General features: G+C 72.0%; 25 protein-coding genes. 11 read left to right on the forward strand and 14 right to left on the reverse strand.

Annotated elements, in window-relative coordinates:
• The first annotated feature begins 202 nt into the window (after nt 1–202).
• Nucleotides 203–661 (forward strand): hypothetical protein, encoded by a 459-nt coding sequence (locus tag RBJ77_RS04295; RefSeq protein WP_255975235.1) that lies wholly within the window; start codon nt 203–205, stop codon nt 659–661.
• A 44-nt stretch (nt 662–705) separates the two neighbouring features.
• Nucleotides 706–1,473 (forward strand): NDP-sugar synthase, encoded by a 768-nt coding sequence (locus RBJ77_RS04300; RefSeq protein WP_372343760.1) that lies wholly within the window; start codon nt 706–708, stop codon nt 1,471–1,473.
• An 84-nt stretch (nt 1,474–1,557) separates the two neighbouring features.
• Here the strand turns inward: RBJ77_RS04300 and RBJ77_RS04305 are convergent, their stop codons facing one another.
• From RBJ77_RS04305 to RBJ77_RS04335, 7 genes are all read right to left on the reverse strand, one after another.
• Nucleotides 1,558–3,186: a DoxX family protein gene (locus tag RBJ77_RS04305; RefSeq protein ID WP_372343761.1), complete on the reverse strand. Its 1,629-nt coding sequence runs from the start codon at nt 3,184–3,186 to the stop codon at nt 1,558–1,560.
• Between the two features lie 93 nt (nt 3,187–3,279).
• Nucleotides 3,280–4,230, reverse strand: a complete 951-nt coding sequence (gene rlmB / locus RBJ77_RS04310; protein WP_372343762.1) for a 23S rRNA (guanosine(2251)-2'-O)-methyltransferase RlmB — start codon at nt 4,228–4,230, stop codon at nt 3,280–3,282.
• Between the two features lie 85 nt (nt 4,231–4,315).
• Nucleotides 4,316–5,716 carry a cysteine--tRNA ligase gene (gene cysS, locus RBJ77_RS04315; RefSeq protein WP_372343763.1) on the reverse strand — a complete coding sequence of 467 codons (1,401 nt, stop codon included), beginning with the start codon at nt 5,714–5,716 and terminating at the stop codon, nt 4,316–4,318.
• Between the two features lie 58 nt (nt 5,717–5,774).
• A complete protein-coding gene (locus RBJ77_RS04320; RefSeq protein ID WP_372343764.1) occupies nt 5,775–6,179 on the reverse strand; it encodes a PPOX class F420-dependent oxidoreductase in 405 nt (134 codons plus the stop codon).
• Between the two features lie 95 nt (nt 6,180–6,274).
• Nucleotides 6,275–6,808 (reverse strand): 2-C-methyl-D-erythritol 2,4-cyclodiphosphate synthase, encoded by a 534-nt coding sequence (gene ispF / locus RBJ77_RS04325; protein WP_372343765.1) that lies wholly within the window; start codon nt 6,806–6,808, stop codon nt 6,275–6,277.
• Nucleotides 6,798–7,547 carry a 2-C-methyl-D-erythritol 4-phosphate cytidylyltransferase gene (gene ispD, locus RBJ77_RS04330; RefSeq protein ID WP_372343766.1) on the reverse strand — a complete coding sequence of 250 codons (750 nt, stop codon included), beginning with the start codon at nt 7,545–7,547 and terminating at the stop codon, nt 6,798–6,800. The genes ispF and ispD overlap by 11 nt, the downstream gene beginning before the upstream one ends.
• 274 nt (nt 7,548–7,821) lie before the next feature.
• The gene (locus RBJ77_RS04335; RefSeq protein WP_003953493.1) at nt 7,822–8,304 is read right to left on the reverse strand and encodes a CarD family transcriptional regulator; all 483 of its coding nucleotides are present in this window, start codon (nt 8,302–8,304) and stop codon (nt 7,822–7,824) included.
• 620 nt (nt 8,305–8,924) lie between these two features.
• Here RBJ77_RS04335 and RBJ77_RS04340 point away from each other — a divergent pair.
• Nucleotides 8,925–9,590 (forward strand): copper chaperone PCu(A)C, encoded by a 666-nt coding sequence (locus RBJ77_RS04340; protein ID WP_255975227.1) that lies wholly within the window; start codon nt 8,925–8,927, stop codon nt 9,588–9,590.
• 115 nt (nt 9,591–9,705) lie between these two features.
• On the opposite strand, the gene RBJ77_RS04345 is transcribed toward RBJ77_RS04340, so the two are convergent.
• Nucleotides 9,706–10,386, reverse strand: coding sequence for a response regulator transcription factor (locus RBJ77_RS04345; RefSeq protein WP_018527980.1), 681 nt, complete (start codon nt 10,384–10,386; stop codon nt 9,706–9,708).
• A complete protein-coding gene (locus tag RBJ77_RS04350) occupies nt 10,383–11,651 on the reverse strand; it encodes a sensor histidine kinase (protein WP_372343767.1) in 1,269 nt (422 codons plus the stop codon). Before RBJ77_RS04350 ends, RBJ77_RS04345 begins: the two co-directional genes overlap by 4 nt.
• Before the next feature lie 194 nt (nt 11,652–11,845).
• Between RBJ77_RS04350 and phoU the strand changes: the two genes are divergently transcribed.
• Together phoU and cpt are read left to right on the forward strand one after the other, a co-directional pair.
• A complete protein-coding gene (phoU, locus tag RBJ77_RS04355) occupies nt 11,846–12,526 on the forward strand; it encodes a phosphate signaling complex protein PhoU (RefSeq protein WP_255975225.1) in 681 nt (226 codons plus the stop codon).
• Nucleotides 12,527–12,866: 340 nt separating this feature from the next.
• Nucleotides 12,867–13,391: a chloramphenicol phosphotransferase CPT gene (gene cpt / locus RBJ77_RS04360; protein WP_372343768.1), complete on the forward strand. Its 525-nt coding sequence runs from the start codon at nt 12,867–12,869 to the stop codon at nt 13,389–13,391.
• 12 nt (nt 13,392–13,403) lie between these two features.
• Here cpt and RBJ77_RS04365 read toward each other — a convergent pair whose 3' ends face one another.
• A complete protein-coding gene (locus RBJ77_RS04365) occupies nt 13,404–14,159 on the reverse strand; it encodes a dienelactone hydrolase family protein (RefSeq protein WP_372343769.1) in 756 nt (251 codons plus the stop codon).
• A 165-nt stretch (nt 14,160–14,324) separates the two neighbouring features.
• Nucleotides 14,325–15,086, reverse strand: a complete 762-nt coding sequence (locus RBJ77_RS04370; protein WP_372343770.1) for a phosphoglyceromutase — start codon at nt 15,084–15,086, stop codon at nt 14,325–14,327.
• 135 nt (nt 15,087–15,221) lie between these two features.
• Between RBJ77_RS04370 and RBJ77_RS04375 the strand changes: the two genes are divergently transcribed.
• The 3 genes from RBJ77_RS04375 (at nt 15,222) to RBJ77_RS04385 (ending at nt 17,083) form a co-directional block, all read left to right on the forward strand.
• On the forward strand, nt 15,222–16,526 hold the full coding sequence (locus RBJ77_RS04375; RefSeq protein ID WP_372343771.1) for an MDR family MFS transporter: 1,305 nt from the start codon (nt 15,222–15,224) through the stop codon (nt 16,524–16,526).
• 30 nt (nt 16,527–16,556) lie between these two features.
• Entirely contained in the window at nt 16,557–16,823 is a 267-nt protein-coding gene (locus tag RBJ77_RS04380) for a hypothetical protein (protein WP_255975219.1), read from the forward strand.
• Between the two features lie 68 nt (nt 16,824–16,891).
• Nucleotides 16,892–17,083, forward strand: a complete 192-nt coding sequence (locus RBJ77_RS04385) for a hypothetical protein (protein ID WP_255975218.1) — start codon at nt 16,892–16,894, stop codon at nt 17,081–17,083.
• Here RBJ77_RS04385 and RBJ77_RS04390 read toward each other — a convergent pair.
• From RBJ77_RS04390 to mshA, 3 genes are all read right to left on the reverse strand, one after another.
• Nucleotides 17,046–18,749, reverse strand: coding sequence for a glycosyl hydrolase family 28-related protein (locus tag RBJ77_RS04390; RefSeq protein WP_372343772.1), 1,704 nt, complete (start codon nt 18,747–18,749; stop codon nt 17,046–17,048). The genes RBJ77_RS04385 and RBJ77_RS04390 overlap by 38 nt on opposite strands.
• Nucleotides 18,750–18,886: 137 nt before the next feature.
• Complete coding sequence (locus RBJ77_RS04395; RefSeq protein WP_372343773.1) at nt 18,887–19,387, reverse strand: YbjN domain-containing protein; 501 nt, start codon at nt 19,385–19,387, stop codon at nt 18,887–18,889.
• Nucleotides 19,380–20,723, reverse strand: a complete 1,344-nt coding sequence (gene mshA / locus RBJ77_RS04400) for a D-inositol-3-phosphate glycosyltransferase (protein WP_372343774.1) — start codon at nt 20,721–20,723, stop codon at nt 19,380–19,382. The genes RBJ77_RS04395 and mshA overlap by 8 nt, the downstream gene beginning before the upstream one ends.
• 179 nt (nt 20,724–20,902) lie before the next feature.
• Between mshA and RBJ77_RS04405 the strand changes: the two genes are divergently transcribed.
• From RBJ77_RS04405 to RBJ77_RS04415, 3 genes are all read left to right on the forward strand, one after another.
• A complete protein-coding gene (locus tag RBJ77_RS04405; RefSeq protein WP_372343775.1) occupies nt 20,903–21,700 on the forward strand; it encodes a class I SAM-dependent methyltransferase in 798 nt (265 codons plus the stop codon).
• A gap of 157 nt (nt 21,701–21,857) precedes the next feature.
• Nucleotides 21,858–22,940 carry an NlpC/P60 family protein gene (locus RBJ77_RS04410; protein WP_372343776.1) on the forward strand — a complete coding sequence of 361 codons (1,083 nt, stop codon included), beginning with the start codon at nt 21,858–21,860 and terminating at the stop codon, nt 22,938–22,940.
• A 274-nt stretch (nt 22,941–23,214) separates the two neighbouring features.
• Entirely contained in the window at nt 23,215–24,675 is a 1,461-nt protein-coding gene (locus RBJ77_RS04415) for a PP2C family protein-serine/threonine phosphatase (RefSeq protein ID WP_372343777.1), read from the forward strand.
• Nucleotides 24,676–24,687: the final 12 nt, after the last annotated feature.

Below are 24,687 nucleotides of genomic sequence, written 5' to 3' on the forward strand. Positions count from 1 at the left end.
AAGTGAGGTGAAGGGCCCCGCACTTCGGTGCGGGGCCCTTCGCGTGCGCAGCCCGGCGCAGCCCATGTTGTCGACAAATACCCCGGCAATTAGGACAATTCCGCCACCTGCGTCAACGCCCAAGGAACAAAACCCAGTTACGGGTCCCTCATCAGAGTGACTAAATGTCGCCAAATCATCACCGACCGCTACGCTCACTCGCGTGACGCACTCCGCTAACTACACCCAGAAGTCGCGCCGAGCCCGGGGCCAGGGCCCCGCCCGCCGCGCCGCCCGCACGCTCGCCTTCGTCCTGCCGGTGATGCTGGTGCTCTCCGGGACCCTCGCGGTCACCCGAGTCAACTGGTCCGGAAGCTCGTCGGACTCCATCCTCACGGCTTCCTCACAGGACGTTTCCGCGCGCGCCAAGTCGCGCGCCCCCCAGGACCTCCTGCGCGACCGTCTCCTCCAGGAACTCCAGGAGAAGGACCCGGGCATCGCCCTCACCCACCTCCAGCAGGAGGTGGACCGCCGCCCGTCGCTCGCCAAGCACTGCATGTCGATCGCGAAGGCCCTCGGCCGCGCCGCCGTCCAGGCCTACGGCCCGGCGCGCGCCCAGTCCTTCGCCCGCCCGGTCTGCGACACCTCCTTCGCGACGGGGGTGGCCGGCTTCCGCGGCTGAGGCCGACCCGCCCCCTCGGGCCGTGCGCACGTACAGTTCCGGTCATGACGACCGCTGAACCGGCCGCGCACGGCCCGCACTCGTTCTCCCACCGCGAGGTACACCGCCCCACGCAGGCCGTCGTCCTGGCGGGCGGCCAGGGCTCGCGGCTGCGCCCCTACACCGACGACCGGCCCAAGCCGATGGTGGAGATCCCCGGCACCGGCACCCCGATCATCGGCCACCAGCTGACCTGGCTCGCCGAGGAGGGCGTCACCGACGCCGTCGTCTCCTGCGGCCACCTGGCCGAGGTCCTCCAGGAGTGGCTGGAGTCGGCCGAGCTGCCGCTGCGCGTCACGACGGTCGTCGAGAAGGAACCGCTCGGCCGGGGCGGCGGCCTGAAGTTCGCCGCCGCGCACCTGCCCCACCAGGACCGCCCCTGGTACGCCACGAACGGCGACATCTGGACCCGGTTCTCGCTGCGCGAGATGGCCGACTTCCACTACGAGCGCGAGGCCACGGCGACCCTGGCCCTCGCCCGGCCGCGCATCCCGTGGGGCGCCGTGGAGACGGACGCGTTCGGCCACATCACCGACTTCGTCGAGGCCCCGCCGTCCCCGTACCTGATCAACGCGGGCGTGTACGTCTTCTCCCCCGAGTTCGCCTCGCTGCTGCCGGACACCGGCGACCACGAGCGCACCACGTTCCCGCGCCTGGCCCGCGCCAAGCGGCTGGCCGGCTTCCCGATCCCGCAGGGCGCGTACTGGCGGGCGATCGACACGGCGAAGGACCTCACGGAGGCCGCGAAGGAGCTTGCCGCGCTGAGCCGCTGAGCCGGTACACCGGTACGCCTCTACGACGACGGGGCCCGCACGATCGGATCGTGCGGGCCCCGTCGTCGTACCGGGAGGGGCGGGTCAGCCGAGGATGCCGCCGACCAGACCCGGCTTGTCGGCGCCGCCACCGCCGTCGGAACCCCCGGACGACGTGCCGCCGTCCGACGTGCCGCCACCGGTGGACCCGCCCGACGTCGGCGAACCCCCGCTGCTGCTGGTCGGCGGCTGCTGCGGCGTCGTCTGCCGCGGCGGCGCCTGGCCCGCGGTCGCGCCCTGCGTCGGCGTCGTCGGCGTCGTGCCACTGGTGGTGCCGGCCGCGGGCGCGCTGCTCGGCGCGCCGGACGGGCTCGACGTGGTGCCCTGCGTCGGCGTGTTGGACGCCGAGGGGCTCTTCGACGTCTCGCGCTTCTTGTGTCCGGGCTCGGACGGGAGCGGCGAACCGGGCAGTTCGTTGCGCGGGGCGTCGCCGGGGCCCGGCGCGGTGACCCGGTCCGAGTCGCGCACGGCGCCGCCGAGCAGCGAGCCGATGAGCAGCGTGCCGCCGATGACGAGGGTGGCGACGACCGTGCCGCGGCGCAGCACGTACCGGCGCAGCTCCCACAGCGCGGCGCGCGGGCCGAGCCGCCGCCAGGCACCGCCCGCCAGCCGCCCGTCGATGGAGTAGACGGGGGCACCGGCGATGATCAGCGGCGACCACGCGGCGAGGTAGATGATGTCGGGCGCGTCGTAGGCGGGGACGGTCTTCCAGCTGACGGTGACGAGGATCGCGGCCGAGAGCAGCGCGCCCACCACCGCGGCGATCCGCTGCCACAGGCCCAGGACCGTCAGCACGCCGACGATGACCTGGAGGAAGGCGATCACGAGTCCGGCGCCGACCGGGTGCTGGAGCGCCCAGTCGCGCATCGGCTCGGCGAGCGCCCACGGGTGCAGCGAGTTCAGCCACTTGACCATCGAGCCGCGCTCGCCGCCGTCGAAGTAGACGGGGTCGCAGAGCTTGCCCATGCCGGCGTAGATGGAGATGAAGCCGAGGAAGACGCGCAGCGGGAGCAGCACGACGCCGAGGTTCATCCGGCGGCCGGGGTAGTAGGCGTGCCGGACCGGCCCGTAGCGCCGGGCGGCCGTCGACTCGGCCTCGGTCTCCTCGTCCGGGTCGTCGAACTCCTGGTCGTCGTAACCGATCCGGTCGAGTTCTCCGGTGTCCTCGAAGGCGCTGCCCGCCTGCCGCATCTGCGGCAGCAGCCGGGTGCCGTCACCGCCCTGCGGGCCGACGACGACAGGCGTCTCCGCCGTGGGTTCACCGCCGTACAGGTCGAGGTCGTCGGCGAGGTCCCGGTCGAGGTCGACGCGCGGGATGACCTGCGTGGCACCGCCGTCGTCCAGGTCACCGGCGCGGCGCGCGCCCTGCAGGAGCCCACTGGCGGCGAGGTCGCCGCCGCTCATGACCACAGGGCGCCGCCGGGCACCCGGGGTGCCCGCGGCGGTGATGACGGGGATGCGCGTGGTCGCCGCCTCGACGGCGCTCACGTGCCTTGCGATGCGCGGGAGTTGCGTCTTCTGAGCCCTGGGGAGCTGCACGCGGAAACTCGCGTGGTTGACGATGACCTGCGCCGGGTCGCACGGAACCTTCACCATGCTCAGCGCGGGAGCGTCGTCGAATCCCGACGAGCGGTCCCCCGAGGGTGTGCGGGGCGTTCTGGTGTCCACACTCATCTAACCGAGTGATGTGTGTTTAGGACACTGCCTTGACCGCACCGGAATGTCCGGGCCCCGTCAAGATCGAGGGGCCCGGACGGATCAGCGGTGTCAGGCGCGGCGGCGCGCGGCCTCGTACAGCACGACGCCCGCGGCGACACCGGCGTTCAGCGACTCGGCGCCGCCCGGCATCGGGATCCGGACCCGGAAGTCGCAGGTCTCGCCGACCAGCCGGGACAGGCCCTTGCCCTCGCTGCCGACGACGATGACCACGGGACCTTCGAGGGCCGCCAGGTCACCGACGGTGTGCTCGCCGTCCGCGGCGAGCCCGACCACGGCGATGCCCGCCTTCTTGTACTGCTCGAGCGCACGGGTCAGATTGGTGGCGCGCGCCACCGGCGTGCGCGCCGCGGTACCGGCGGACGTCTTCCACGCGCCCGCCGTCATGCCGGCCGCGCGCCGCTCGGGCACGAGCACGCCGTGGCCGCCGAAGGCGGAGACGGAGCGGACGACCGCGCCGAGGTTGCGCGGGTCGGTCACGCCGTCGAGCGCGACGATCAGCGGGTCCTGGCCCTCGTCGAAGGCGGCGGCGACCAGGTCCTCCGGGTGCGCGTACTCGTACGGCGGGACCTGGAGGACGAGGCCCTGGTGGTTGAGCCCGTTGGTCATCCGGTCCAGCTCGGGGCGCGGGGCCTCCATGAGGTGGATGCCGCCGCGCTCACCGGCGAGCTGAAGCGCCTCGCGCACCCGCTCGTCGTTGTCGATGAACTGCTGGACGTAGAGCGTGCTCGCGGGCACGCCCTCGCGCAGCGCCTCGACGACCGGGTTGCGGCCGACGACCATCTCGGAGGACGACTTGCCGCGCGGGCCGCCGGTGCGGCTGGTGGGACGGCGGGCGGCCTGCTTGGCCTGGGCGTTGGCGATGCGGTTCTTCTTGTGGCCCTTGCGCATCTCGGCGGGCGGCGTCGGACCGCGGCCCTCCAGGCCCTTGCGCCGCTGGCCGCCACTGCCGACCTGCGCGCCCTTCTTGCCGGACATGCGGCGGTTGTTGTTGGCGGCCATGACCTACCTGTCTCTGCGGAAATCTGTGGGTGTACGTCTATGAAGTGTGCCGCCCGATCGCCCGGGCGGCACATTCACCTGGTTCTCAGCGCGGGCCGAGGGTCCACCGGGGACCGGACGGGCCGTCCTCGATGACGAGCCCGGACTGGCCGAGCCGGTCGCGGATGGCGTCGGCGGTGGCCCAGTCCTTGCGGGCGCGGGCCGACTCCCGCTGGTCGAGCACGAGCCGTACGAGGGTGTCGACGACGCCGTGCAGGTCCTCGCCGCGGTCGCCGTCGCCGACCCAGTGCGGGTCGAGCGGGTCGAGGCCGAGGACGCCGAGCATGGCGCGCACCTCGGCGAGGCGGGCGACGGCGGCTTCCTTGTCGTCGGCGGCGAGGGCGGAGTTCCCCTGCCGGACGGCGGTGTGCACGATGGCCAGCGCCTGCGGCACGCCCAGGTCGTCGTCCATCGCCTCGGCGAACGCCGGGGGCACCTCGTCGGCCGGGGCGACCGTGCCGCCGGCCAGCTCGGTGACCCGCTGCACGAAGCCCTCGATCCGGGCGAACGCCGACTCGGCCTCGCGCAGCGCGTCCTCGCTGTACTCGATGGTGGAGCGGTAGTGCGGGGTGCCCAGGTAGTACCGGAGCACGATCGGGCGCCAGTGCTTGACCATCTCGGACACGAGCACGGAGTTGCCCAGCGACTTCGACATCTTCTCGCCGGACATGGTGACCCAGGAGTTGTGCACCCAGTACTTGGCGAACTCGTCGCCGAACGCCTTGGCCTGCGCGATCTCGTTCTCGTGGTGGGGGAAGATCAGGTCGATCCCGCCGCCGTGGATGTCGAAGGCGGAGCCCAGGTACTTGTGGGCCATCGCCGAGCACTCCAGGTGCCAGCCGGGACGGCCGCGGCCCCACGGCGTCTCCCAGCTCGGCTCGCCCGGCTTCGCGGCCTTCCACATGGCGAAGTCGCGCGGGTCCCGCTTGCCGGTCTCGCCCTCGCTCTCGGGCTGGAGCAGGTTGTCCAGCTCCTGGTTCGACAGCTCCAGGTAGCCGGGGAAGGACCGCACGTCGAAGTAGACGTTCCCGTCGGACTCGTACGCGTGCCCGCGCGCGATGAGCCCCGACATCATCTCGACCATCTCGGTGACGTGGCCGGTGGCACGCGGCTCGTAGGTGGGCGGCAGGCAACCGAGCGCGGTGTAGGCGTCGTTGAACGCCCGCTCGTTCTCGTACCCGATCGACCACCACGGCCGGTTCTGCTCGGCCGACTTCTTGATGATCTTGTCGTCGATGTCCGTCACGTTCCGCACGAACGTGACGTCGTAGCCGCGGTAGGTGAACCAGCGGCGCATGATGTCGAAGTTGAGCCCCGACCGGATGTGCCCGATGTGCGGGGCGGCCTGGACGGTAGCGCCACACAGGTAGATCGAGACACAGCCCGGCGTGAGCGGGGTGAAGTCACGGATCTGCCGGGCGCTGGTGTCGTACAGGCGAATAGTCACCCCTCCAGGGTAGTGGGCCCGGAGGGGTGCCATGGGCCCGAGGGCGCCCGAAACCGGCTCAGATCCGCCCGACCACCTTGCGGGCCTGCACCCGGACCACGACGCGCTGCGCGTCGTCGCCCGACGCCGGGTTGAACTCGGCGTACTTCTTGCCGGTGTACTTCACCGACAGCTCGTCGATGAGCTCCTGGCCGCCCTCGGTGGTGATGTCCGCGGTGCCCCTGATCTCGGCGTACGCGTACGGGTTGTCGGCCGGCTGGACCAGGACCGTCACGCGCGGGTCGCGGCGCAGGTTCTTCTCCTTGCGCCGGCCGATCGTGGTGGAGAACAGGACGTCGTCGCCGTCGCGCTTGACCCACACCGGGGAGACCTGGGGGCTCCCGTCGGGCTGGATCGTGGCGACGGCGATGAACGTCTTGGTGTCGAGCAGCGCCTTGAGCTCGTCGGACAGCTGGGCGGACATGGCCTCACTCCTTCTGGGGGACGGTCGTCGCGTACCCGATCCTGCGGGACGACACCGGGCCGCGCCCGCATTTCGCCGCACGCTCCACACGGATGTCACACGGCGGCGGTCCGCACCACCAGTGCGGTCGCGACCGCCATGAGCCCTTCGTCGCGGCCCGGGAAGCCGAGCCCGTCCGTCGTCGCGCCCGACACGGACACCGGCGCCCCGGCGGCCTCCGACAGCACCTTCTGCGCCTCGTCGCGCCGCTTGCCGATCTTGGGCCGGGGGCCGACGACCTGCACCGCGACGTTCCCGATCCCGAAGCCCGCCGCGCGCACGATGCGGGCGGCCTCGGCGAGCAGCGTGACGCCGCTCGCGCCGGACCACTCGGGGCGGCCGGTGCCGAAGTGCCGGCCGAGGTCGCCGAGCCCGGCGGCGGAGAACAGCGCGTTGCAGGCGGCGTGGGCGACGACGTCGGCGTCGGAGTGCCCGGCGAGCCCGGGGCCTTCGTAGTCGGGTGCCTCCCACTTCAGCCCGGCGCACCACAGCTCGCGGCCCTCTTCGAAGGCGTGGATGTCGGTGCCGATGCCGACCTGCGGAAGGACGTACGGGAACGTCGCTGGGGTCTCAGGGGTCTCAGAAGCCATCGTTGGCCCTCCTGCGGGCGAGTACGGCCTCGGCGAGGACCAGGTCGAGCGGCCGCGTGACCTTGAACGCCTCCTCGTGCCCGGGCACGAGGACGACCTGCAGGCCGAGCTGCTCGACCATGCTGGCGTCGTCCGTGACGTCGTCGGTGACGGTCTCGTGGGCGCGGGCGAGCGTGGCGTGGTCGAAGCCCTGCGGCGTCTGCACGGCGCGCAGCCGGGCCCGCGAGGGCGTCGCGACGACCGGCTCGGGGCTGCCGTCGGTGGTCGGCACGACCTCCTTGACGGTGTCGGCGAGCGGCAGCGCCGGCACGACGGCCGGCGCCCCGTCCCGTACGGCTTCGATGACCGCGTCGACCGTGTCGACCGGGACGAGCGGGCGGGCCGCGTCGTGCACCAGCACGATGTCGATCCCGTCCGGCAGGGCGTCGAGCCCGAGCTTCACGGACTCCTGCCGGGAGTCGCCGCCGGGCACGACCAGGAAGTCGGTGCGCTCGGGCAGCGCGTGGTCGGCGAGCAGGCTCTTGACCTCGGCGGCGCCTTCGGGCGGTGCGACGACCACGACGAGGGAGACGGAGCGGGAGGCCGCCATCGCCCGGACGGCGTGGATCAGCATCGGGGTGCCGCTGAGCGCGCGGAGCGCTTTGGGGGCGCCGGGGCCGAGGCGCACGCCCCGTCCGGCGGCCGGAATCACGACAGCGGTGCGAGCGCCACCGGCATCGGGACGCGTTTCGTCAGACATCGGTTCCGTTCAGGTTTGTACGCTCGGGGGTGGTGGGTATGGCCCCATCGTGCCGGGCGCGACGTCTTGACCGGACCCTTCCGTGACATCTGGTCGAGCCAGCTGCCCGGGCCCGGCACACCAAGTACGGGTACCAACCCGAGCGTGGGGGATGTGCGGGTACGAACATGCCGCAGCGCCCGGCGACACCATCAGGGTCATCGGGCACCACGGCATTGTTCTGCGCTGCACTGCATTTTCGCTGCACTGTTCGGCTACGTGGCAGCAGCGCTTGTCAGGACGCGAGAACCTCGTCGAGCAGGGCCTCGGCCTTGTCCTCGTTCGTGTTCTCCGCGAGAGCGAGCTCGCTCACCAGGATCTGGCGAGCCTTGGCGAGCATGCGCTTCTCACCCGCGGACAGTCCGCGCTCCCGCTCCCGGCGCCACAGGTCACGCACAACCTCCGCGACCTTGATGACATCGCCGGAGGCGAGCTTCTCCAGGTTTGCCTTGTAACGGCGCGACCAGTTCGTGGGCTCCTCGGCGTACGGCGCGCGCAGTACCTCGAAGACCCGGTCGAGCCCGTCCTGACCGACCACATCACGTACGCCGACGAACTCCGCATTGTCCGCTGGCACACGTACCGTCAGGTCGCCCTGGGCGACCTTCAGCACCAAGTAGGTCTTGTCCACGCCTTTGATCTGGCGAGTTTCGATAGCCTCGATCAGCGCGGCCCCGTGATGGGGATAGACCACGGTGTCGCCAACCTTGAACGTCATGTGACAGGTACCCCTTCCGTGGCTATCCAGGGTAACACGGAAACGGCGGGTTCTGAATGGCGTTTTCGCAGGTCAGGGCATATCTCGGGGCTTGACAACAACAACAGGAACGTGCTGCGGAGGGGTAGCGGAGGAGGGTATTCGCAGGTCGGAGCGGCTCTCCGGCGGAGGCGAAACGCGTACGTTACAGCCCTCTGAACAGGGCCCCAAGGGGTCGAACGTCCCGGTTTGCGAGGTTCGGAGCGCTGAACTTCCGCTGCTCCGTTCGAGGGTCCGGAGGTCCGTTCGAGACGAATCCGGAATTGATCAAGGCGATTCCCGGTGCCCGGTGATCGTTTTTCCGGACCCCCATGCATTCCTTACGGGAAATCCGTGCGGGGCCTCTGGACAGCGGATATGTGAATGGTGAACGGGGGGTGACACGGGGCGAATGGTGACGGTGAGGAGCGCGGGGAACACGGGGTGCTGAGCGACCTATGTGACGGGGGTCCTGCCCGCAAGGGGCGGGTCGGGTGCGGCGGCACGGGAACGGCTCGGTAACCTAAGCCCGCTGACAGACCCTTAGGACGGCTTTACACACGCCGTCCTGATCCGCCCACGTTCAAGGAGTTGCCGCCGCCGTGAGCAGCAGCCTTCGACGCGGCGCCCTCGCCGCCGCCGCCATCGCGTTCTCGATCGCCTCGCTCGCCGCGTGCGGTGCCGGCAACAACGCCCAGACGCTCGAGGTCAAGCCGGACAACGCCGCGACCTCCGTCGGGGACATCAAGATCCAGAACGCCACCGTCATCACGCAGCCGGACCGCGAGTCCAAGGGTCCTGCCGTGATCACCGGGACGCTGTTCAACAACGGGGCCACCGCGCAGACGCTCGACTCGATCACCGTCGACGGAGTCGACAAGACCGCGAAGCTGACGGACGCCAAGGGGGGTTCGACGATCACGGTTCCGGCCGGCGGTTCCGTCGTCCTCGGCGGCAAGGGCAACGCCTCCGCCGAGCTGCCCAACAGCCGGACCGCGGTGCTCGACGGCAACGCGCAGGCCGTCACCTTCTCGTTCAGCGAGGCCGGCGACGTCAAGCTGAAGGCCTTCGTGGTCCCGGCCGAGAGCTACTTCCAGAAGTGGGGCCCGACCGAGATGCCGGCCACCCCGACCGCCACCGCGTCGCCCGAGACGTCTCCGACGGAGACGGCGACCGGAGCCGCGGGCCAGCAGGCCTCCGGCTCGGCCACGCCGGGCGCGGACGCCTCGGCGTCGTCCTCGGCGTCCCACGCGGCCGCCGGCCACTGAGCGGCCCGTACGCAGCCGTACAACGCCTGAGGGCGGCCTTCCCGACCGGGGAGGCCGCCCTCAGGCGTTTCGCGGAGCCGTTCTCACTGCGCCGTTCTCACTGCGCCGCAGCGGCCTACGGCTCGAACTTGTAGCCGAGGCCACGCACCGTGACCAGGTAGCGCGGGGCGCCCGGGTCCGGCTCGATCTTGGCGCGCAGGCGCTTCACGTGGACGTCGAGGGTCTTGGTGTCGCCGACGTAGTCCGCGCCCCAGACCCGGTCGATCAGCTGCATCCGGGTCAGGACCCGGCCCGCGTTGCGCAGCAGCATCTCCAGCAGGTCGAACTCCTTGAGGGGCAGGTCGACCTTCGAGCCGGACACCGTGACGACGTGACGGTCCACGTCCATCCGGACCGGGCCCGCCTCCAGGGCCTGCGGGGCGACCTCCTCGGGCTCGCCGCGGCGGCGCAGGACGGCCCGGATGCGGGCGACCAGCTCGCGCGACGAGAACGGCTTGGTGACGTAGTCATCGGCTCCTATTTCCAGGCCGACGACCTTGTCGATCTCGCTGTCCTTGGCCGTGACCATGATCACGGGGACGTTGGAGCGGCCGCGCAGCTGGCGGCAGACCTCGGTGCCGGGCAGGCCCGGCAGCATCAGGTCGAGCAGCACGAGGTCGGCGCCGTTGCGCTCGAACTCGTCCAGGCCGTCGGGGCCGGTGGCCGCGATGGCGACCTCGAAGCCCTCCTTGCGGAGCATGTACGACAGGGCGTCGGAGAAGGACTCCTCGTCCTCTACGACGAGCACTCGGGTCACGGAAGGACCTCCGGGGCGGCAGGAATGGATTCGTATGCGGTTGTGTGGTCGGGCCCGTGTGCGTCGTCATCGTCGCGTACGTTTCCGGGGCCTTCGGTAAGAGCTGTGGCGCGGGTGGCGGCCGCCTCGGGCAGCCGCAGGGTGAAGGTGGAGCCCTGTCCCTCCGAACTCCACACGGTGACCTCCCCGCCGTGCGAGGCGGCCACGTGCTTGACGATGGCCAGGCCGAGGCCGGTGCCACCGGTGGCGCGGGAGCGGGCCGGGTCCACGCGGTAGAAGCGCTCGAAGATGCGCTCCTTGTCCTTGTCGGAGATGCCGATGCCCTGGTCGGTGACGGCCAGCTCGACCAGGTCGCCGCCGGGTGCCGTGACCCGGCGGGCGGCTATCCCCACCCGCGTACGGGCGGGCGAGTAGTTGACCGCGTTCTCGACGAGGTTGCCGAGGGCGGCGGCGAGCTGGCCGCGGTTGCCCCAGACGCTGAGGTCGGCGGTGCCGCCCGCGGCCATCGTGATCTGCTTCGTCGCGGCGGGCTGGCGGCAGCGGTCGATGGCCTCGGCGACGAGCTCGTCGACGCGGACCGGCTCGGCGTCCTCCAGCGGGTCGTCGTTCTGCACCCGGGAGAGGTCGATGAGCTCCTGGACGAGGCTGGTCAGACGGGTCGCCTCGATCTGCATGCGGCCGGCGAAGCGCTCGACGGCCTCGGGGTCGTCGGAGGCGTCCATCACGGCCTCCGAGAGCAGCGAAAGGGCGCCCACCGGGGTCTTCAGCTCATGGCTCACGTTCGCGACGAAGTCGCGGCGGACGGCCTCGATGCGCCGGGCCTCGGTGAGGTCCTCGACGAGCAGCAGCACCAGCCGGGAGCCGAGCGGGGCGACGCGCGCCGACACCGCGAGGGCGTCGCCGCGGCCGGTGCCGCGGCGCGGCAGGTCCAGCTCGACCTGGCGTATCTCGCCGTCGCGCCGGGTGTCGCGGGCCATCTGCAGCATCGGGTCGACCGCGAGCTTGCCGCCGCGGACCAGGCCGAGCGCGTACGCGGCCGAGCTCGCCTTGACCACGCTGTCGGCCTCGTCGAGGACGACGGCGGAGGAGCGGAGCACGGAAAGGACCGTGTCGACGCCGGGCGGAAGGACCGGGTCCGTGTGCAGGGAGGTGCGGGTGGGGCGTTTCTGGTCGCGCTCGCTCCAGCGGAACGCCAGCATGGCGATCACGCCGGTGCACACTCCGGCGATCGCTGCCGCTGCGGCGACCGCCGCGTTCACGTCCATGTCTTCAGGTTATGCGGCTCTGGCAAGTCCTCCACAGCCGTCCGGGTGGCAGCTCGAACACTCGTCGCCCAGAGTTCACCTTGGGTACGGGGGTGGTTCATTTGAGGTGCCGGATCCGGACGCGTACGGGGCCGAACGTGGGACCGTGGGGCTGACCCGGTCCCACGGACAGCATCTGAGAGAGGGCACGTCGTATGCGTGACGCGTACCACGAGGAACTTGACTCGATCGGCGAGGGCCTGGTCGAGATGGCCCGCCTTGTCGGGTCGGCGATCGGGCGCGCCACCACGGCCATGCTCGACGCCGATCTGAAGCTCGCCGAGTCGGTGATCGCGGCCGACCAGAAGGTGGACGATCTCCAGCACGAGCTGGAGGCGCGGGCCATAGCCCTGCTGGCGCGGCAGCAGCCCGTGGCGACCGATCTGCGGATCGTGGTCACGTCGCTGCGGATGAGCGCCGATCTGGAGCGCAGCGGCGACCTGGCCCAGCACGTGGCCAAGCTGGCCCGCCTCCGCTTCCCCGAGCGGGCCGTGCCGCACGACCTGCACGCCACCATCCTGGAGATGGGCCAGCTCGCCCAGCGCCTGATGGCGAAGGCGGCCGAGGTCATCATCACCAAGGACGTCGATCTGGCGATGCAGCTGGAGCAGGACGACGACGAGATGGACCTGCTGCACCGCACGCTCTTCCAGCACCTGATGGACGAGAAGTGGAAGCACGGCATCGAGACGGCCGTCGACGTGACGCTGCTCGGCCGCTACTACGAGCGGTACGCCGACCACGCCGTCGCCGTCGCCAAGCGCGTCGTGTACCTGGTGACGGGCGAGCACGCGGACGACGTGCAGGCCGCGGCCAACGCCGCCGAGGGGGCCTGACCCCCTCCCGTCCAACGCGCGGGGCCCCGCACACCGTGAGGTGTGCGGGGCCCCCGTCGTGCGTCAGCCGCAGCAGCCGCCGCACTGGCAGGGCGCGCCCGACTGGCAGCCGCAGCCGCAGCCCGAGCCGCAGCCGCAGGCTCCGAGCAGCACCAACTCCGGGACGGGACGGCTCACTTCGACGGATGCTTCGGGTGTCTGGTCGGGCCTGGGGGACTCGGCAGCCATGGTTCCCTCCTCGACGGGGCCTCCCTGAACGGAGGTCTCCCCCATTGCATGCCCAGTGGGGTGGGCGCATCAACGGCGCACATGAGCGCGCGAGTTGACTTACGGTGGCGCGATGACTGACGTGATCGTCCTCAACGGCGGCTCCAGCTCCGGCAAGACGAGCATCGCGCGCTCCCTGCAGACGCTGCTCCCGGACATCTGGCTGACCCTCGGCACCGACACGTTCGTGGACGCGATGCCGGCGTCCGGCGCGGACATCGAGTTCGGGGCGGACGGGTCGGTGACCGTGGGGCCGGCCTTCCGGGTGGTGGAGGCGGCGTGGATCGCGGGGGTCGCGGCGATGGCGCGGGCCGGGGCGCGGGTCGTCGTGGACGAGGTGTTCCTGGGCGGCGCGGGCTCGCAGGCGGAGTGGCTCAAGGCGCTGCACGGCCTGGACGTGCTGTGGGTCGGGGTGCGCTGCGACGCGGCGGTGGCGGCGGAGCGGGAGGCCGCCCGCGGCGACCGGGTCGCCGGGATGGCCGCGAAGCAGGCGGAACTGGTGCACGAGGGCGTGACGTACGACCTGGTCGTCGACTCGGCGCGGGGTGACGCGCAGGCGTGCGCCCGGGAGATCGCGGCGCGGGTCACCCCCGGGTGACGGCCTGCCGGGTCACGCCCCCGGGTCCTCCGTCACGGGCAGGCACTCGGCGAGCAGGTCGACGACGTCGCGCCAGGCTCGCCGTGCGTGCCGTGGGTGGTGGCCGACGCCGGGGACCGTGGGGTGGTCGACCGGCGGGTGGTGGAAGGCGTGCAGGGCGCCGCCGTAGACCGTGAGGCGCCAGTCGACGCCCGCGGCCTGCATCTCGGCGGTGAACGCGTCCCGTTGCGCGGGCGCCATGATCGGGTCCTCCGAGCCGACCCCGGCCCACACGGGGCAGCGGATGTGCGCCGCCTCGCCCGGCCGGCCCGTGGTCAGTGCGTTGACCGTGCCGATCGCGCGCAGGCCGGCGCCGTCACGCCCGAGTTCCAGCCCGATGGCGCCGCCGGTGCCGTAGCCGACGGCGGCGATCCGGTCGGGGTCGGTCCGCGGTTCGGTGCGCAGCACGTCGAGCGCGGCACGGCCGATGCCCCGCATCCGGTCGGGATCGGCGAGCAGCGGCAGGCAACGGGCCAGCATCTCCTCCGGGTCGTCCAAGTAGCGTCCGCCGTGGAGGTCGAAGGCCAGCGCCACGTATCCCAGCTCGGCGAGGGCATCGGCCCGGCCGCGCTCGACGTCGCTGAGCCCCGTGCCCTCGGGCCCGACCAGCACCGCGGGCCGACGGCCTCCACCGGCCGGGAGCGCGAGGTGCCCGAGCATCGTCAGACCGTCGGCCGGGTACGCGACCGTCCGCGTCGTGATCGTCGCCTTCGTCGTGATCGTCGTCATGCGTCTCGACCGTAGTGAGCGCGGGGCCCGGTCCGGCCGGTGTTCTGCCGGCGGCAGACAAACCCGGGCCACTCCGCGTGCGGACCTCGCGGCGGGAGGGGCCCGGGACGCGAAAATGCCCCCCATCCGCGCGGTCTGCGCAGGTGGGAGGCATGATCACGAAAGCTACTTCTTCTTGCCCTGGTTCTTGACCGCCTCGATCGCCGCCGCGGCCGCGTCCGGGTCCAGGTACGTGCCGCCCGGGTTCAGCGGCTTGAAGTCGGTGTCCAGCTCGTAGGAGAGCGGGATGCCCGTCGGGATGTTCAGGCCCGCGATGTCGGCGTCGGAGATGCCGTCCAGGTGCTTGACCAGGGCGCGCAGGCTGTTGCCGTGGGCCGCGACCAGGACCGTCCTGCCCGTCAGGAGGTCGGGGACGATGCCGTCGAACCAGTACGGGAGCATGCGGACGACGACGTCCTTGAGGCACTCCGTCTGCGGGCGCAGCTCCGGCGGGAGCGTCGCGTAGCGGGGGTCCTCGAACTGCGAGTACTCGGCGTCGCGGTCGAGCGCCGGCGGCGGGGTGTCGTACGAGCGGCGCCAGAGCATGAACTGCTCCTCGCCGAACTCGGCCAGGGTCTGCGCCTTGTCCTTGCCCTGGAGGGCACCGTAGTGACGCTCGTTCAGGCGCCAGCTGCGGTGGACCGGGATCCAGTGGCGGTCGGCCGACTCCAGCGCGAGCTGCGCCGTGCGGATCGCGCGCTTCTGGAGCGACGTGTGGACCACGTCGGGGAGCAGGCCGGCGTCCTTGAGCAGCTCACCGCCGCGGACCGCCTCCTTCTCGCCCTTCTCGTTCAGGTTGACGTCCACCCAGCCGGTGAACAGGTTCTTCGCGTTCCATTCGCTCTCGCCGTGGCGGAGGAGGATCAGCTTGTACGGTGCGTCGGCCATGGGGCCGAGCCTAATCGACCGGTCTGCTCCCCGCCGATTGACGGTGGCCGTCAACTGATTGGCGCGCGCGTTAACCCGGGTCGTAAGTTACGTAAACCTGCCGCACCACTTACACAGCCCCCGGGGGATGCACCCATGTCAGTCGCCTCGCTCAGACGTGCCGCCAGGGAGTCCGTCGCCGGGCTCCCCCGCGAGTTCTGGTGGCTGTGGACCAGCACCCTCGTGAACCGGCTCGGCGGGTTCGTCCTCACGTTCCTCGCGCTGTACCTGACCGCCGCGCGGGGCTTCTCCGCCGCGTACGCCGGTCTCGTCGCCTCGCTCATCGGGCTCGGCGGCGTCATCGCCTCGATGCTCGGCGGGGTGCTCGCCGACCGGCTCGGGCGGCGGCCCACCCTGCTGGGCGCGCAGCTCGCCACCGCCGCGACCGTCGCCGTCCTCGCCTTCGTGCGCGACCCCGTCGCCATCGCCGCCACCGGCTTCGCGCTGGGCCTCGCCTCGAACGCGTCGCGGCCCGCGATCCAGGCGATGATGGCCGACATCGTGCCCCCGCACGACCGGGTGCGGGCGTTCTCGCTCAACTACTGGGCGATCAACCTGGGGTTCGCGGTCTCCTCCGTCTACGCCGGGTTCCTCGTCGCGCAGAGCTACACCTTCGGCTTCCTCGTCGAGGCCGCGATGACGCTGGCCTGCGCGCTCGTCGTCTTCGTGAAGGTGAAGGAGTCGCGGCCCGAACCGGGCCCGAAGGTCGCCGGGGCGGCCACCGTCACGATGGGCACCGTGCTGCGCGACGGCCGGTTCATGCTCATGGTGGGGCTCTCGTTCCTGGTCGCCGTCGTCTTCACGCAGAGCTCGGTGGGGCTGCCCATCGTCATGGGCGAGAACGGGTTCTCCAGTTCGGACGTGGGGCTGGTCGCCGCCGTGAACGGCGTCGTGATCGTCGCGCTGCAGATCCCGCTGACCCGGTACATCGAGCGGCGGGACCCGGGCCGGCTGCTGACCGTCTCGTCGCTGCTCGTCGGGTACGGCTTCGCGCTCACCGCGTTCGCCGGGTCGCTGGCCGCGTACGCGCTGACCGTCGTGGTGTGGACGCTGGGCGAGATGGTCAACGCGCCCACCCAGTCCGGCCTCGTCGCCCGGCTCGCGCCCGCCGAGGGGCGCGGCCGCTACCAGGGCGTGTACACGACGTCGTGGTCGGCCGCCGCCCTCGTCGCGCCGCTGGGCGGCGGCTGGGTGCTCGACTCGGCGGGCGCCGACTGGCTGTGGGCGGGCTGCGCCGTGCTCGGCACGGTGACCGCGTTCGGGTACTGGGTGCTGATGCGGGGGCTGCCGCAGGAGACCACCGCCGTCCATGAGGCGGTCCCTGAGACCGTCCAGGAAACCGTCCAGGAGGCCGTCCTCGTACGGGAGTCGGGCGCCGCGCCCGAGAACGCCCCGGCGTGACGGGCCCTTCGGGCGGGTACGGGTCCGTACATGTCCGATGTTCCGAGGACCGACGATCCGCCCAGAACGCTGGTGGGCGGTGTCGAGGTCGACGTCCCCAACAGCATTCCGGCGATCCGTGCGGCGCTCCCGGCGAAGCGCCGCACGGAGTTCGACAAGGCCATCAACGCGGCCGGAGTCGACGAGATCCACGCCGTCATGCGGCACTGGATGCTGGAGTCCGTCCCCGACCCGGAGGCCGACGCGATCCTCGCCCGGCTCGCCCGCGACGAGGCGGAGAGGCGGGGCCCGGCTTGAGCCGTCGCCGCAGGCGCAGCCCCTGCCGAATCGCCTACGCCCCGCCCGCCGACGACACCCTCGCCAAGATGGTGAACCCGGACGCGTTCCGCGCCGAGATGGCCCGCACCCTCGCCCACGATCCGTACGGACACGGCTCCAGCTCGGTGGCCGGTGAGCGCGACCGGCGCGAGGCGACCGTCGGCGGGGCGATAGTCCTCTACTACGTCTCCGGGTCCGTGCTCACCGTGACCGTGGTGCGGATGGTCGCGCTCGGCTGACCGGCCGTCCCCAGACGTCCCGTTGGGCGTCGTAGAGGTTGCGCGGGCGCACCGCGTCCGTCGTCCCGTACAGCTCCAGGCGGGAGTTGAGCGCGCCGGTGAAGTCGGGCACGTCGGTCTGGTCGAACTCCCGGACCGTGTTGACGCCGACCGTCGCGCTCCACGGCGCGAGGCCGTCGATCCGCATCAGACCCGCGCGCTCGTTGGTGACCCTGATGTTCCAGTGGGTGAAGCGCGCGCCGAAGAGCGGCCCGGCCGACGCGTCGCCGCCGTGCCTGCCGTTGTTGTTCACCGTGATGTCGGTGCGGACATTGGCGAACGGCATGCCGCGGTGCGAGTCGAAGGTGCCCATCTGCATCGCGCCGCGCGACCAGACGTTGTACGAGGACAGGCCCTCCACGTTAATGCCGTGCAGCTGGGTGCCGGAGGGGGCCGGGACCGTGCGCTGCCGGATCGCGAAGTCCTCGATCAGGTTGTCGTGCGAGCCCTCGCGGCAGAAGTACGGGTGGTGCTCGCCGCGGCCGCCGACCGTGGTGCGGCGCAGCGTCGAGGCGGAGGCGGCGACGAGGCCGAAGCCGTTGTCGACGTTCCACACCGTGACGTCGTCGACCCAGCAGTCGTACGTGCACTGCAGGGTGACGCCGTTGTAGCCCTTGTCGAGGAGGTGCTGCGCCTGCGGCGTCTCGACGGCCTCCAGGGTGAGGCCCGCCACTCCCGCGCCGGTCAGCGCCGTCACGTGCGTGGTGAGGCGCGGGTCCCACTCCGGGCGCACGTCCAGCGGGAGCGGGCGCTCGAAGGTGACCCGGTACCCCTGGACGGAGGCGATGCGCACCGGCCATTCGTAGGGGACGTACGAGGTGAGCTTGGTCTTGTCGTCCCAGTAGTACGCCTCGGGGCCCGGGCCGCCGCCCGCCATGTGCTCCAGGAGCGTGTGGTCCGCGTCGTCGGCGAGGCGGAGCAGGACCAGGTCACCCTTGCGCAGCCGGGACGCGTCGGCGACGGTGACCGACCAGGAGCCCTGGCGGGCCGCGTCGACGGTCGTCAGGGTCTGCCACGCGTCGCGCTTGTTGCCGGTCCAGCCCTCGAACGGCCAGTCCTTGGCGCGGATCGCGTCGGTGAGGGTGCGGAAGCGGTCCTCGGGGCAGAGCCAGATCAGGCCGCCCGCCCAGGACCAGGACGACTTGTCGCCGCCGTAGCGGGAGCCGTAGACGCCGATCAGTTCGGTGAGGTTCCTGGTCGCGTAGAGCTTGGTGCGGGCGCTGCCGGCGCCCTTGAGGACCACGTCGTCGTGCCCGATGTGGATCAGGTCGTCGATCCGGTAGGTGCCCGCGCCGAGGAGCACCGTGCCCCCGCCGGCCCTTCCGGCGGCGGCGAGGGCACGGTTGATCGCGGGGGCGCAGTCGGTCGTGCCGTCGGCGACCGCGCCGTAGGACTCGGCCCGCAGGACGCGGCCGGGGCGGTCGAGGGTGCGGCGGCCCGTGCGGTAGCCGGCCCGGCCGACGTAGGGGATCTGCGGGTGGGCGAACGGGTTCTTGGCGAACTCGCGCCAGATGTCCGGCACTTGGCCCGCGCTCGCGCCCGCGGCGCCCGTCCCGACGCCCGTCACCGCGGCCGCCGCCACGGCGACCGCCCCGCCCAACACACCGCGCCTACTGAGGTCCCGCACCGCTGCCACCCTTCACCGACGTACAGATATATGAACGACGTTCACGTGAGTGCCGGGCGCGAGCATGCCACGGAGACCCCGGGTGCGGAAGGGGTCGCGCGGCAGGGAACGGGCGGTGAACTAGCGGGAGGGCAGCGCTACTTGGCGGGACGCTGGGTCAGATGTGTGAACGCGTCGAGATTGCGCGTGGACTCGCCGCGCGCCACCCGCCACTCGTACTCCTTGCGGATCGCGCTCGCGAAGCCGAGTTCGAGGAGCGTGTTGAAGGCGCCGTCGGCGGCCTCCAGGACCGAGCCGAGGAGGCGGTCGAGCTCGTCGGGCGTGACGGCGGCGAGCGGGAGCTTTCCGGCGAGGTAGACGTCACCGAGCTGGTCGACCGCGTAACTCACCCCGTACAGACGGAGATTGCGCTCCAGGAGCCAGCGGTGCACCCCCGCCTCGTTCTCGTCCGGGTGGCGGATCACGAAGGCGTTCAGGGACAGGCTGTGCTTCCCGACGCGCAGCGAGAGCGTCGTCGAGAGCTTGCGGGTGCCGGGCAGCTTCACGACGTACGAGCCCGGCTCCGGGCTCTCCCACTCCAGCTCGGCGTCCTTGAGCACCGCCTCGACGGTCTCCGCAGCTTTCGGGTGGTCAGCCATGGTGCGAGGGTACGTGACGGCGGTGTTCCTGCATGGCGGCGGTGTAGACGTCGGCCGTGGCGGACGCGGCCGTGCCCCAGCCGAAGGACTGGGCGTGCCGGGCGGCCGCGGCGCCCATGCCGTCCACCAGGTGGGGGTGGTCGGCGAACTCGCGCAGCACGCGCGCGTAGCGGGCCGGCTCGTGGCCGTCGACCAGGAAGCCGGTCTCCTCGTCGCGCACCGCCACGGGCAGGCCGCCCACGGCGGCGGCGAGGACCGGGGTGCCCGCGGCCTGTGCCTCTATGGCCACCAGGCCGAACGACTCGCTGTAGGACGGCATCACCAGCAGGGACGCGGCCCGGAACCAGTCGGCGAGCTGGTCCTGGCCGACCGGCGGGTGGAACCGCACGACGTCCGAGATGCCCAGCTGGGCGGCGAGCTTCTGCAGCGCGGCGGGCTTGGCTAGGCCGCTGCCGCTGGGACCGCCGACCACCGGCACGAGGATGCGCGAGCGCAGCTCGGGCCGCTCGTCGAGCAGCACGGCGACGGCCTTGAGCAGGATGTCCGGCGCCTTGAGCGGCTGGATGCGGCCCGCGAAAAGCGGTATCAGCGCGTCCTGCGGCAGCCCGAGGCGGGCGCGCGCGGCGGCCCGCCCGTCGCCGGGCGTGAAGCGCTCCAAGTTGACCCCGGGGTGCACGACGGCGACCTTGCCGGGCTCGGCCTCGTAGTGCCGGACGAGCTCGTCGGCCTCCTCCGCCGTGTTGGCGATGAGGCGGTCGGCGGCGCGCACGATCTGGGTCTCGCCGATGACGCGGGCGGCCGGCTCCGGGGTGTCGCCCTCGGCGAGCGAGGCGTTCTTGACCTTGGCCATGGTGTGCATGGCGTGCACGAGCGGGACGCCCCAGCGCTCGGCGGCCAGCCAGCCGACGTGCCCGGAGAGCCAGTAGTGCGAGTGGACCAGGTCGTAGTAGCCGGGCCGGTGGCCCGCCCACGCCTGCATGACGCCGTGCGTGAAGGCGCACAGCTGGGCGGGGAGGTCCTCCTTGGCCAGGCCCTCGTAGGGGCCCGCGTCCACGTGCCGCACGAGGACGCCGGGCGCGAGCTCGACCTCCGGCGGCAGCCCGCCGGTGGTGGCCCGCGTGAAGATCTCCACCTCGACGTTGATCGAGGCCAGGCGCCTGGCCAGCTCCACGATGTAGACGTTCATGCCGCCCGCGTCGCCCGTGCCGGGCTGGTGCAGCGGCGAGGTGTGCACGCTGAGCATCGCCACCCTGCGGGGCCTGCGCTGCGCCCCGGGGAACCTCAGCCGGGCCGGAGCCGCCCCGGAACGGCGGAACCTGGTCACGTACTGGCTCACGTGGCGGGCCCTCCTCGGTCGGGCTTACTGCGGGTGCTGCGGGCACGGCTCAGCGAGGGCAGAGGCCCTCGTCCAAGGGCGGCAACGCCGGAGCGCTCCCCTCCATTTCCACTTTGCCGAATCATTACCGTAAAGGGCTCAACCAAAGCCCTCCCCGCGCAGCGCATACCCTCGTAGCCATGAGCCCGCGTTCCCCGTCCCGCCCCGTGGGAACCGTGACGCGCGGCACCACCAACCCCAACCGGCTGCGCCGCATGGACCGCTGGATCGCGGGCGCGCACGGCGCCGCCCTGCGCCGCGCCGCGGACCCGGTGGCCGTCGACCTCGGCTACGGAGCGGCGCCCTGGACCGCCGTGGAGCTGCTGGCCCGGCTGCGCGGGGCCGCGCCGCACGCGCGCGTGGTCGGCATCGAGATCGAGCCGGCCCGGGTCGCGGCCGCGAAGCCGTACGAGCGGGACGGGCTCACCTTCCGGCACGGCGGCTTCGAGCTGCCCCTGGAGACCGCGCCGACGCTGATCCGCGCCGCGAACGTGCTGCGCCAGTACGACGAGGAGCAGGTCGCCGCGGTGTGGGAGCTGCTGTGCGGGCGGCTGGCGCCCGACGGGCTCCTGGTGGAGGGCACCTGTGACGAGATCGGGCGGCGGCACGTCTGGGTCGCGCTCGGCCCCGAAGGACCGCGGACGGTGACGTTCGCGACCCGGCTCGGCTCCCTGCACACCCCGTCCGACCTGGCCGAGCGGCTGCCCAAGGCGCTGATCCACCGCAACGTGCCGGGCGAGCCGGTGCACGCGTTCCTGCGCGACTTCGACCGGGCCTGGGCGGCGGCCGCGCCCTACGCCTCGTACGGCGCGCGGCAGCGCTGGATCCGGGCGGTGCGGGACCTGACGGCGCACTGGCCGGTGGTGGACGGGCCCGGCCGGTGGCGGCAGGGCGAAGTGACCGTGGCGTGGGGGGCGTTGGCGCCTCGCGGGGCCTGAGCGAATCCGAGGGAACGATCTCCGCGCTCCGTTCGTCACACCGTGCGGGGTCTGTCGTATTTGGCGCGCTCGTGGCACCATCCCCGGAGCGCACGCAAGTTACTGACGGTAAATCAGATTCGGGTCCTTGGTTGTCTCGGCTGTGGGGGCGGAGCGGATGAGCAAGCGGAGTACGACGACGATGGCGGCCGTGGCGCTGGTCTGCGCCCTGACCGTCCTGACGGCGCCGGGTGCGGCGTACGCGGCACCGACTCCCCCGCCCTCCCCCTCCGGGCCGTCCGGGACGCCGGCAACGCCCGGCGGCACCAAGGACCTTGAGGCCGTCCGCGCGAAGATCGACGGGCTGTACCACGACGCGGCGGTCGCCACGGACGCGTACAACGCGGCGGAGGAGAAGGCCGACAAGCAGTCCGTCGAGATCGTGCACCTCGCGCAGAAGATCGCCGCGGGCCAGCAGCGCCTGGAGCGCCTGGAGAAGAACGCGGGCGCGGCGGCCCGCGAGCAGTACCGCACCGGCGGCATCCCGCGCGAGGCCCAGTTCATGCTCTCCGGCGACCCCCAGCAGTTCCTCGACAACGCGGGCCGGGCCTACCAGGGCCAGCAGGCCACGAAGAACCTCGTGTCCCAGCTGACCAGGACCCAGAAGGACCTCGCCGACTACGCGGCGGACGCCTCCGCCAAGTGGAAGGAGCTGGAGGAGGGCCGCAAGAAGAAGGCCGCCGCGCAGAAGAAGATCGAGAAGCAGATCAAGGCCGCGCAGAAGATCGAGAGCCGGCTGGAGAAGGAAGAGCGCGAGCGACTGCGCAAGCTGGAGGAGGAGGCCGAGCAGAAGGCGCAGACGGCCTGGCTCTCCTCGGGCGTCCTCAAGGAGATCAACGGCAGGGCGACGAAGGCCGGCAAGGCGGCCGTCCGGTTCGCCACCGCCCAGATAGGCAAGCCGTACGTGTGGGGCGCCGAGGGCCCGAAGTCCTACGACTGCTCGGGGCTCACCTCACAGGCGTGGGCGGCGGCCGGCCGGCCGATCCCGCGGACGTCGCAGGAGCAGTGGAAGCGGCTGAAGCGCATCGACATCAAGGACATACGCCCCGGCGACCTGATCATTTACCACGACGACGCCTCCCATGTCGGGATGTACGTCGGGGACGGCGCGATCATCCACGCCCCGCGGCCGGGGCGGTCGGTGACGGTCGCGGGTGCCGGTTCCATGGCGATCCTCGGAGTGGTCCGGCCCGACGCGTGAGCCGGGTCGGCAGGGCAGCCGCGGTGACCTGCACCACGTGACGGGGCGCACCCGGGCGGCTGCGGTTCCGGCGCCCCGGCGTGATGTTCGTCATCCCGCCGGAGCCCGCCGACGCCCGCAACCTGCCCAATTCCGGTACCGGTTGCGGCATATGACACTGGCGGTTTGCCGCTCGCCATTCCGTTCGAGCCTCGGGTACCGCTAAGGTCCCCGTCGGTGGTTCGAGGACCTTCGTCCCACCGCGCCCTCGGGGGGAGGGAAGGAAACCCAAGCGATGCCCGTACCCGTACCGCGGCAGAGAGCGATCCCGGCCGTGGAAGGTGGTCAGGCTCACGCTGCGCCGACGCCAGCGACTCCACTGTCGGCCGGTCTGCCCAGGCAGAAGACAGCCCACGACACGACCGGGACCACCGACCGCACCGACCACTTCGACAGGACGGACAGGACCGACACCACGGACAGCGCCGGCACCAGCGACGAGCACCACGACAACCGGCTCGACGACAGGCACGACGCCCGGCACGATGGCCAGGACGACACCGGCAGCGGCACCGCCGGCCCGTCCACCGGCCTGACGCTCCTGGTGATCGAGGACGACCCGGCCGGGTCCCTCAGCGTCCCGGAGATGCCCGACGCCGCCGGCAAGCCCGTCCGCGTGCGCACCGCCCGCAACCTCACCGAGGCCGAGCGGCTGCTCACCGACGACGTCAACTGCATCCTGCTGGACCTCGCGCTGCCCCGCGCCAAGGCCGACGAGGACGAGCTGGAGACCCTCCGGCACGTGCTGCGGCTCGCGCCCCGGCACGCCGTCCTGGCCCTGACCACGTCCGGCGACGCCGAGCGCGGCGCCGAGGCGGTGCGCGTGGGCGCCCAGGACTACCTGCTCCGGGACGAGCTGGACGCGCGCCTACTCGGCCGCGCCGTCCGCTACGCCGTGGAGCGCAAGCGCGCCGACGTGGCCCAGCGCAAGCTGACCGAGTCCCGCATCCGCGCCCAGGAGAACGTCCGCCTGGAGCGTGGTCTGCTGCCGACGCCGCTGCTCGACGGTTCCCCGCTGCGCTTCGCGGCGAGCTACCGCCCCGGCCGCTCCCGGGCCCTGCTCGGCGGCGACTTCTACGACACGGTGCGCACCCCCGACGGCACGGTCCACGCGATGATCGGCGACGTCTGCGGGCACGGCCCGGACGCCGCGGCGCTCGGGGTGCAACTGCGCATCGCCTGGCGTGCGTTGACGTTCGCGGGGCTGTGCGGCGACGAGCTGCTCAGCACGCTCCAGCAGGTCCTGGAGCACGAGCGGTCCGACGACGAGATCTTCGCGACGCTGTGCACGGTGGACATCTCGCCGGACGGCCGCCGCGCCGGCCTGTGCCTGGCGGGCCACCCGTCCCCGCTGATCAGCAGCCCCGGCCGGGCCGCGACGCTGCTCCCGTACGAGAACAGCGGGCCGGCCCTCGGACTGCTGCCGCGGGCCCGATGGCCGCGGATGCAGGTGGAGTTGGGCGCGTCGTGGAGCCTGATGCTCTACACGGACGGCCTGATCGAGGGCCGGATCGGCCAGGGCAACCAGCGCCTCGGCCAGGAAGGCATGGTGGAGCTGATCCGCCGCCAGCGCGATCAGGGGCTGGGCGGCGAGGAACTCCTGGAGGCGGCCATGAACGAGGTCCGCGACCTGAACGGCGGCGACCTGACGGACGACGTCGCGGTCCTGCTCCTGGACCGGCACGTGGACCGCTGACGCGGCCCGGGA

Source organism: Streptomyces sp. KL116D, from assembly GCF_030766975.1.
GTDB lineage: Bacteria > Actinomycetota > Actinomycetes > Streptomycetales > Streptomycetaceae > Streptomyces > Streptomyces longispororuber_A.

Bases quoted from the DNA above. Each gene is read 5' to 3' on its own strand.
- RBJ77_RS04300 (WP_372343760.1), top strand. From the start codon at position 706: ATGACGACCGCTGAACCGGCCGCGCACGGCCCGCACTCGTTCTCCCAC.
- RBJ77_RS04305 (WP_372343761.1), bottom strand. From the start codon at position 3,186: ATGAGTGTGGACACCAGAACGCCCCGCACACCCTCGGGGGACCGCTCG.
- rlmB (WP_372343762.1), bottom strand. From the start codon at position 4,230: ATGGCCGCCAACAACAACCGCCGCATGTCCGGCAAGAAGGGCGCGCAG.
- RBJ77_RS04320 (WP_372343764.1), bottom strand. From the start codon at position 6,179: ATGTCCGCCCAGCTGTCCGACGAGCTCAAGGCGCTGCTCGACACCAAG.
- ispF (WP_372343765.1), bottom strand. From the start codon at position 6,808: ATGGCTTCTGAGACCCCTGAGACCCCAGCGACGTTCCCGTACGTCCTT.
- ispD (WP_372343766.1), bottom strand. From the start codon at position 7,547: ATGTCTGACGAAACGCGTCCCGATGCCGGTGGCGCTCGCACCGCTGTC.
- RBJ77_RS04335 (WP_003953493.1), bottom strand. From the start codon at position 8,304: ATGACGTTCAAGGTTGGCGACACCGTGGTCTATCCCCATCACGGGGCC.
- RBJ77_RS04350 (WP_372343767.1), bottom strand. From the start codon at position 11,651: ATGGACGTGAACGCGGCGGTCGCCGCAGCGGCAGCGATCGCCGGAGTG.
- phoU (WP_255975225.1), top strand. From the start codon at position 11,846: ATGCGTGACGCGTACCACGAGGAACTTGACTCGATCGGCGAGGGCCTG.
- cpt (WP_372343768.1), top strand. From the start codon at position 12,867: ATGACTGACGTGATCGTCCTCAACGGCGGCTCCAGCTCCGGCAAGACG.
- RBJ77_RS04365 (WP_372343769.1), bottom strand. From the start codon at position 14,159: ATGACGACGATCACGACGAAGGCGACGATCACGACGCGGACGGTCGCG.
- RBJ77_RS04370 (WP_372343770.1), bottom strand. From the start codon at position 15,086: ATGGCCGACGCACCGTACAAGCTGATCCTCCTCCGCCACGGCGAGAGC.
- RBJ77_RS04375 (WP_372343771.1), top strand. From the start codon at position 15,222: ATGTCAGTCGCCTCGCTCAGACGTGCCGCCAGGGAGTCCGTCGCCGGG.
- RBJ77_RS04380 (WP_255975219.1), top strand. From the start codon at position 16,557: ATGTCCGATGTTCCGAGGACCGACGATCCGCCCAGAACGCTGGTGGGC.
- RBJ77_RS04385 (WP_255975218.1), top strand. From the start codon at position 16,892: ATGGTGAACCCGGACGCGTTCCGCGCCGAGATGGCCCGCACCCTCGCC.
- RBJ77_RS04395 (WP_372343773.1), bottom strand. From the start codon at position 19,387: ATGGCTGACCACCCGAAAGCTGCGGAGACCGTCGAGGCGGTGCTCAAG.
- RBJ77_RS04405 (WP_372343775.1), top strand. From the start codon at position 20,903: ATGAGCCCGCGTTCCCCGTCCCGCCCCGTGGGAACCGTGACGCGCGGC.
- RBJ77_RS04410 (WP_372343776.1), top strand. From the start codon at position 21,858: ATGAGCAAGCGGAGTACGACGACGATGGCGGCCGTGGCGCTGGTCTGC.
- RBJ77_RS04415 (WP_372343777.1), top strand. From the start codon at position 23,215: ATGCCCGTACCCGTACCGCGGCAGAGAGCGATCCCGGCCGTGGAAGGT.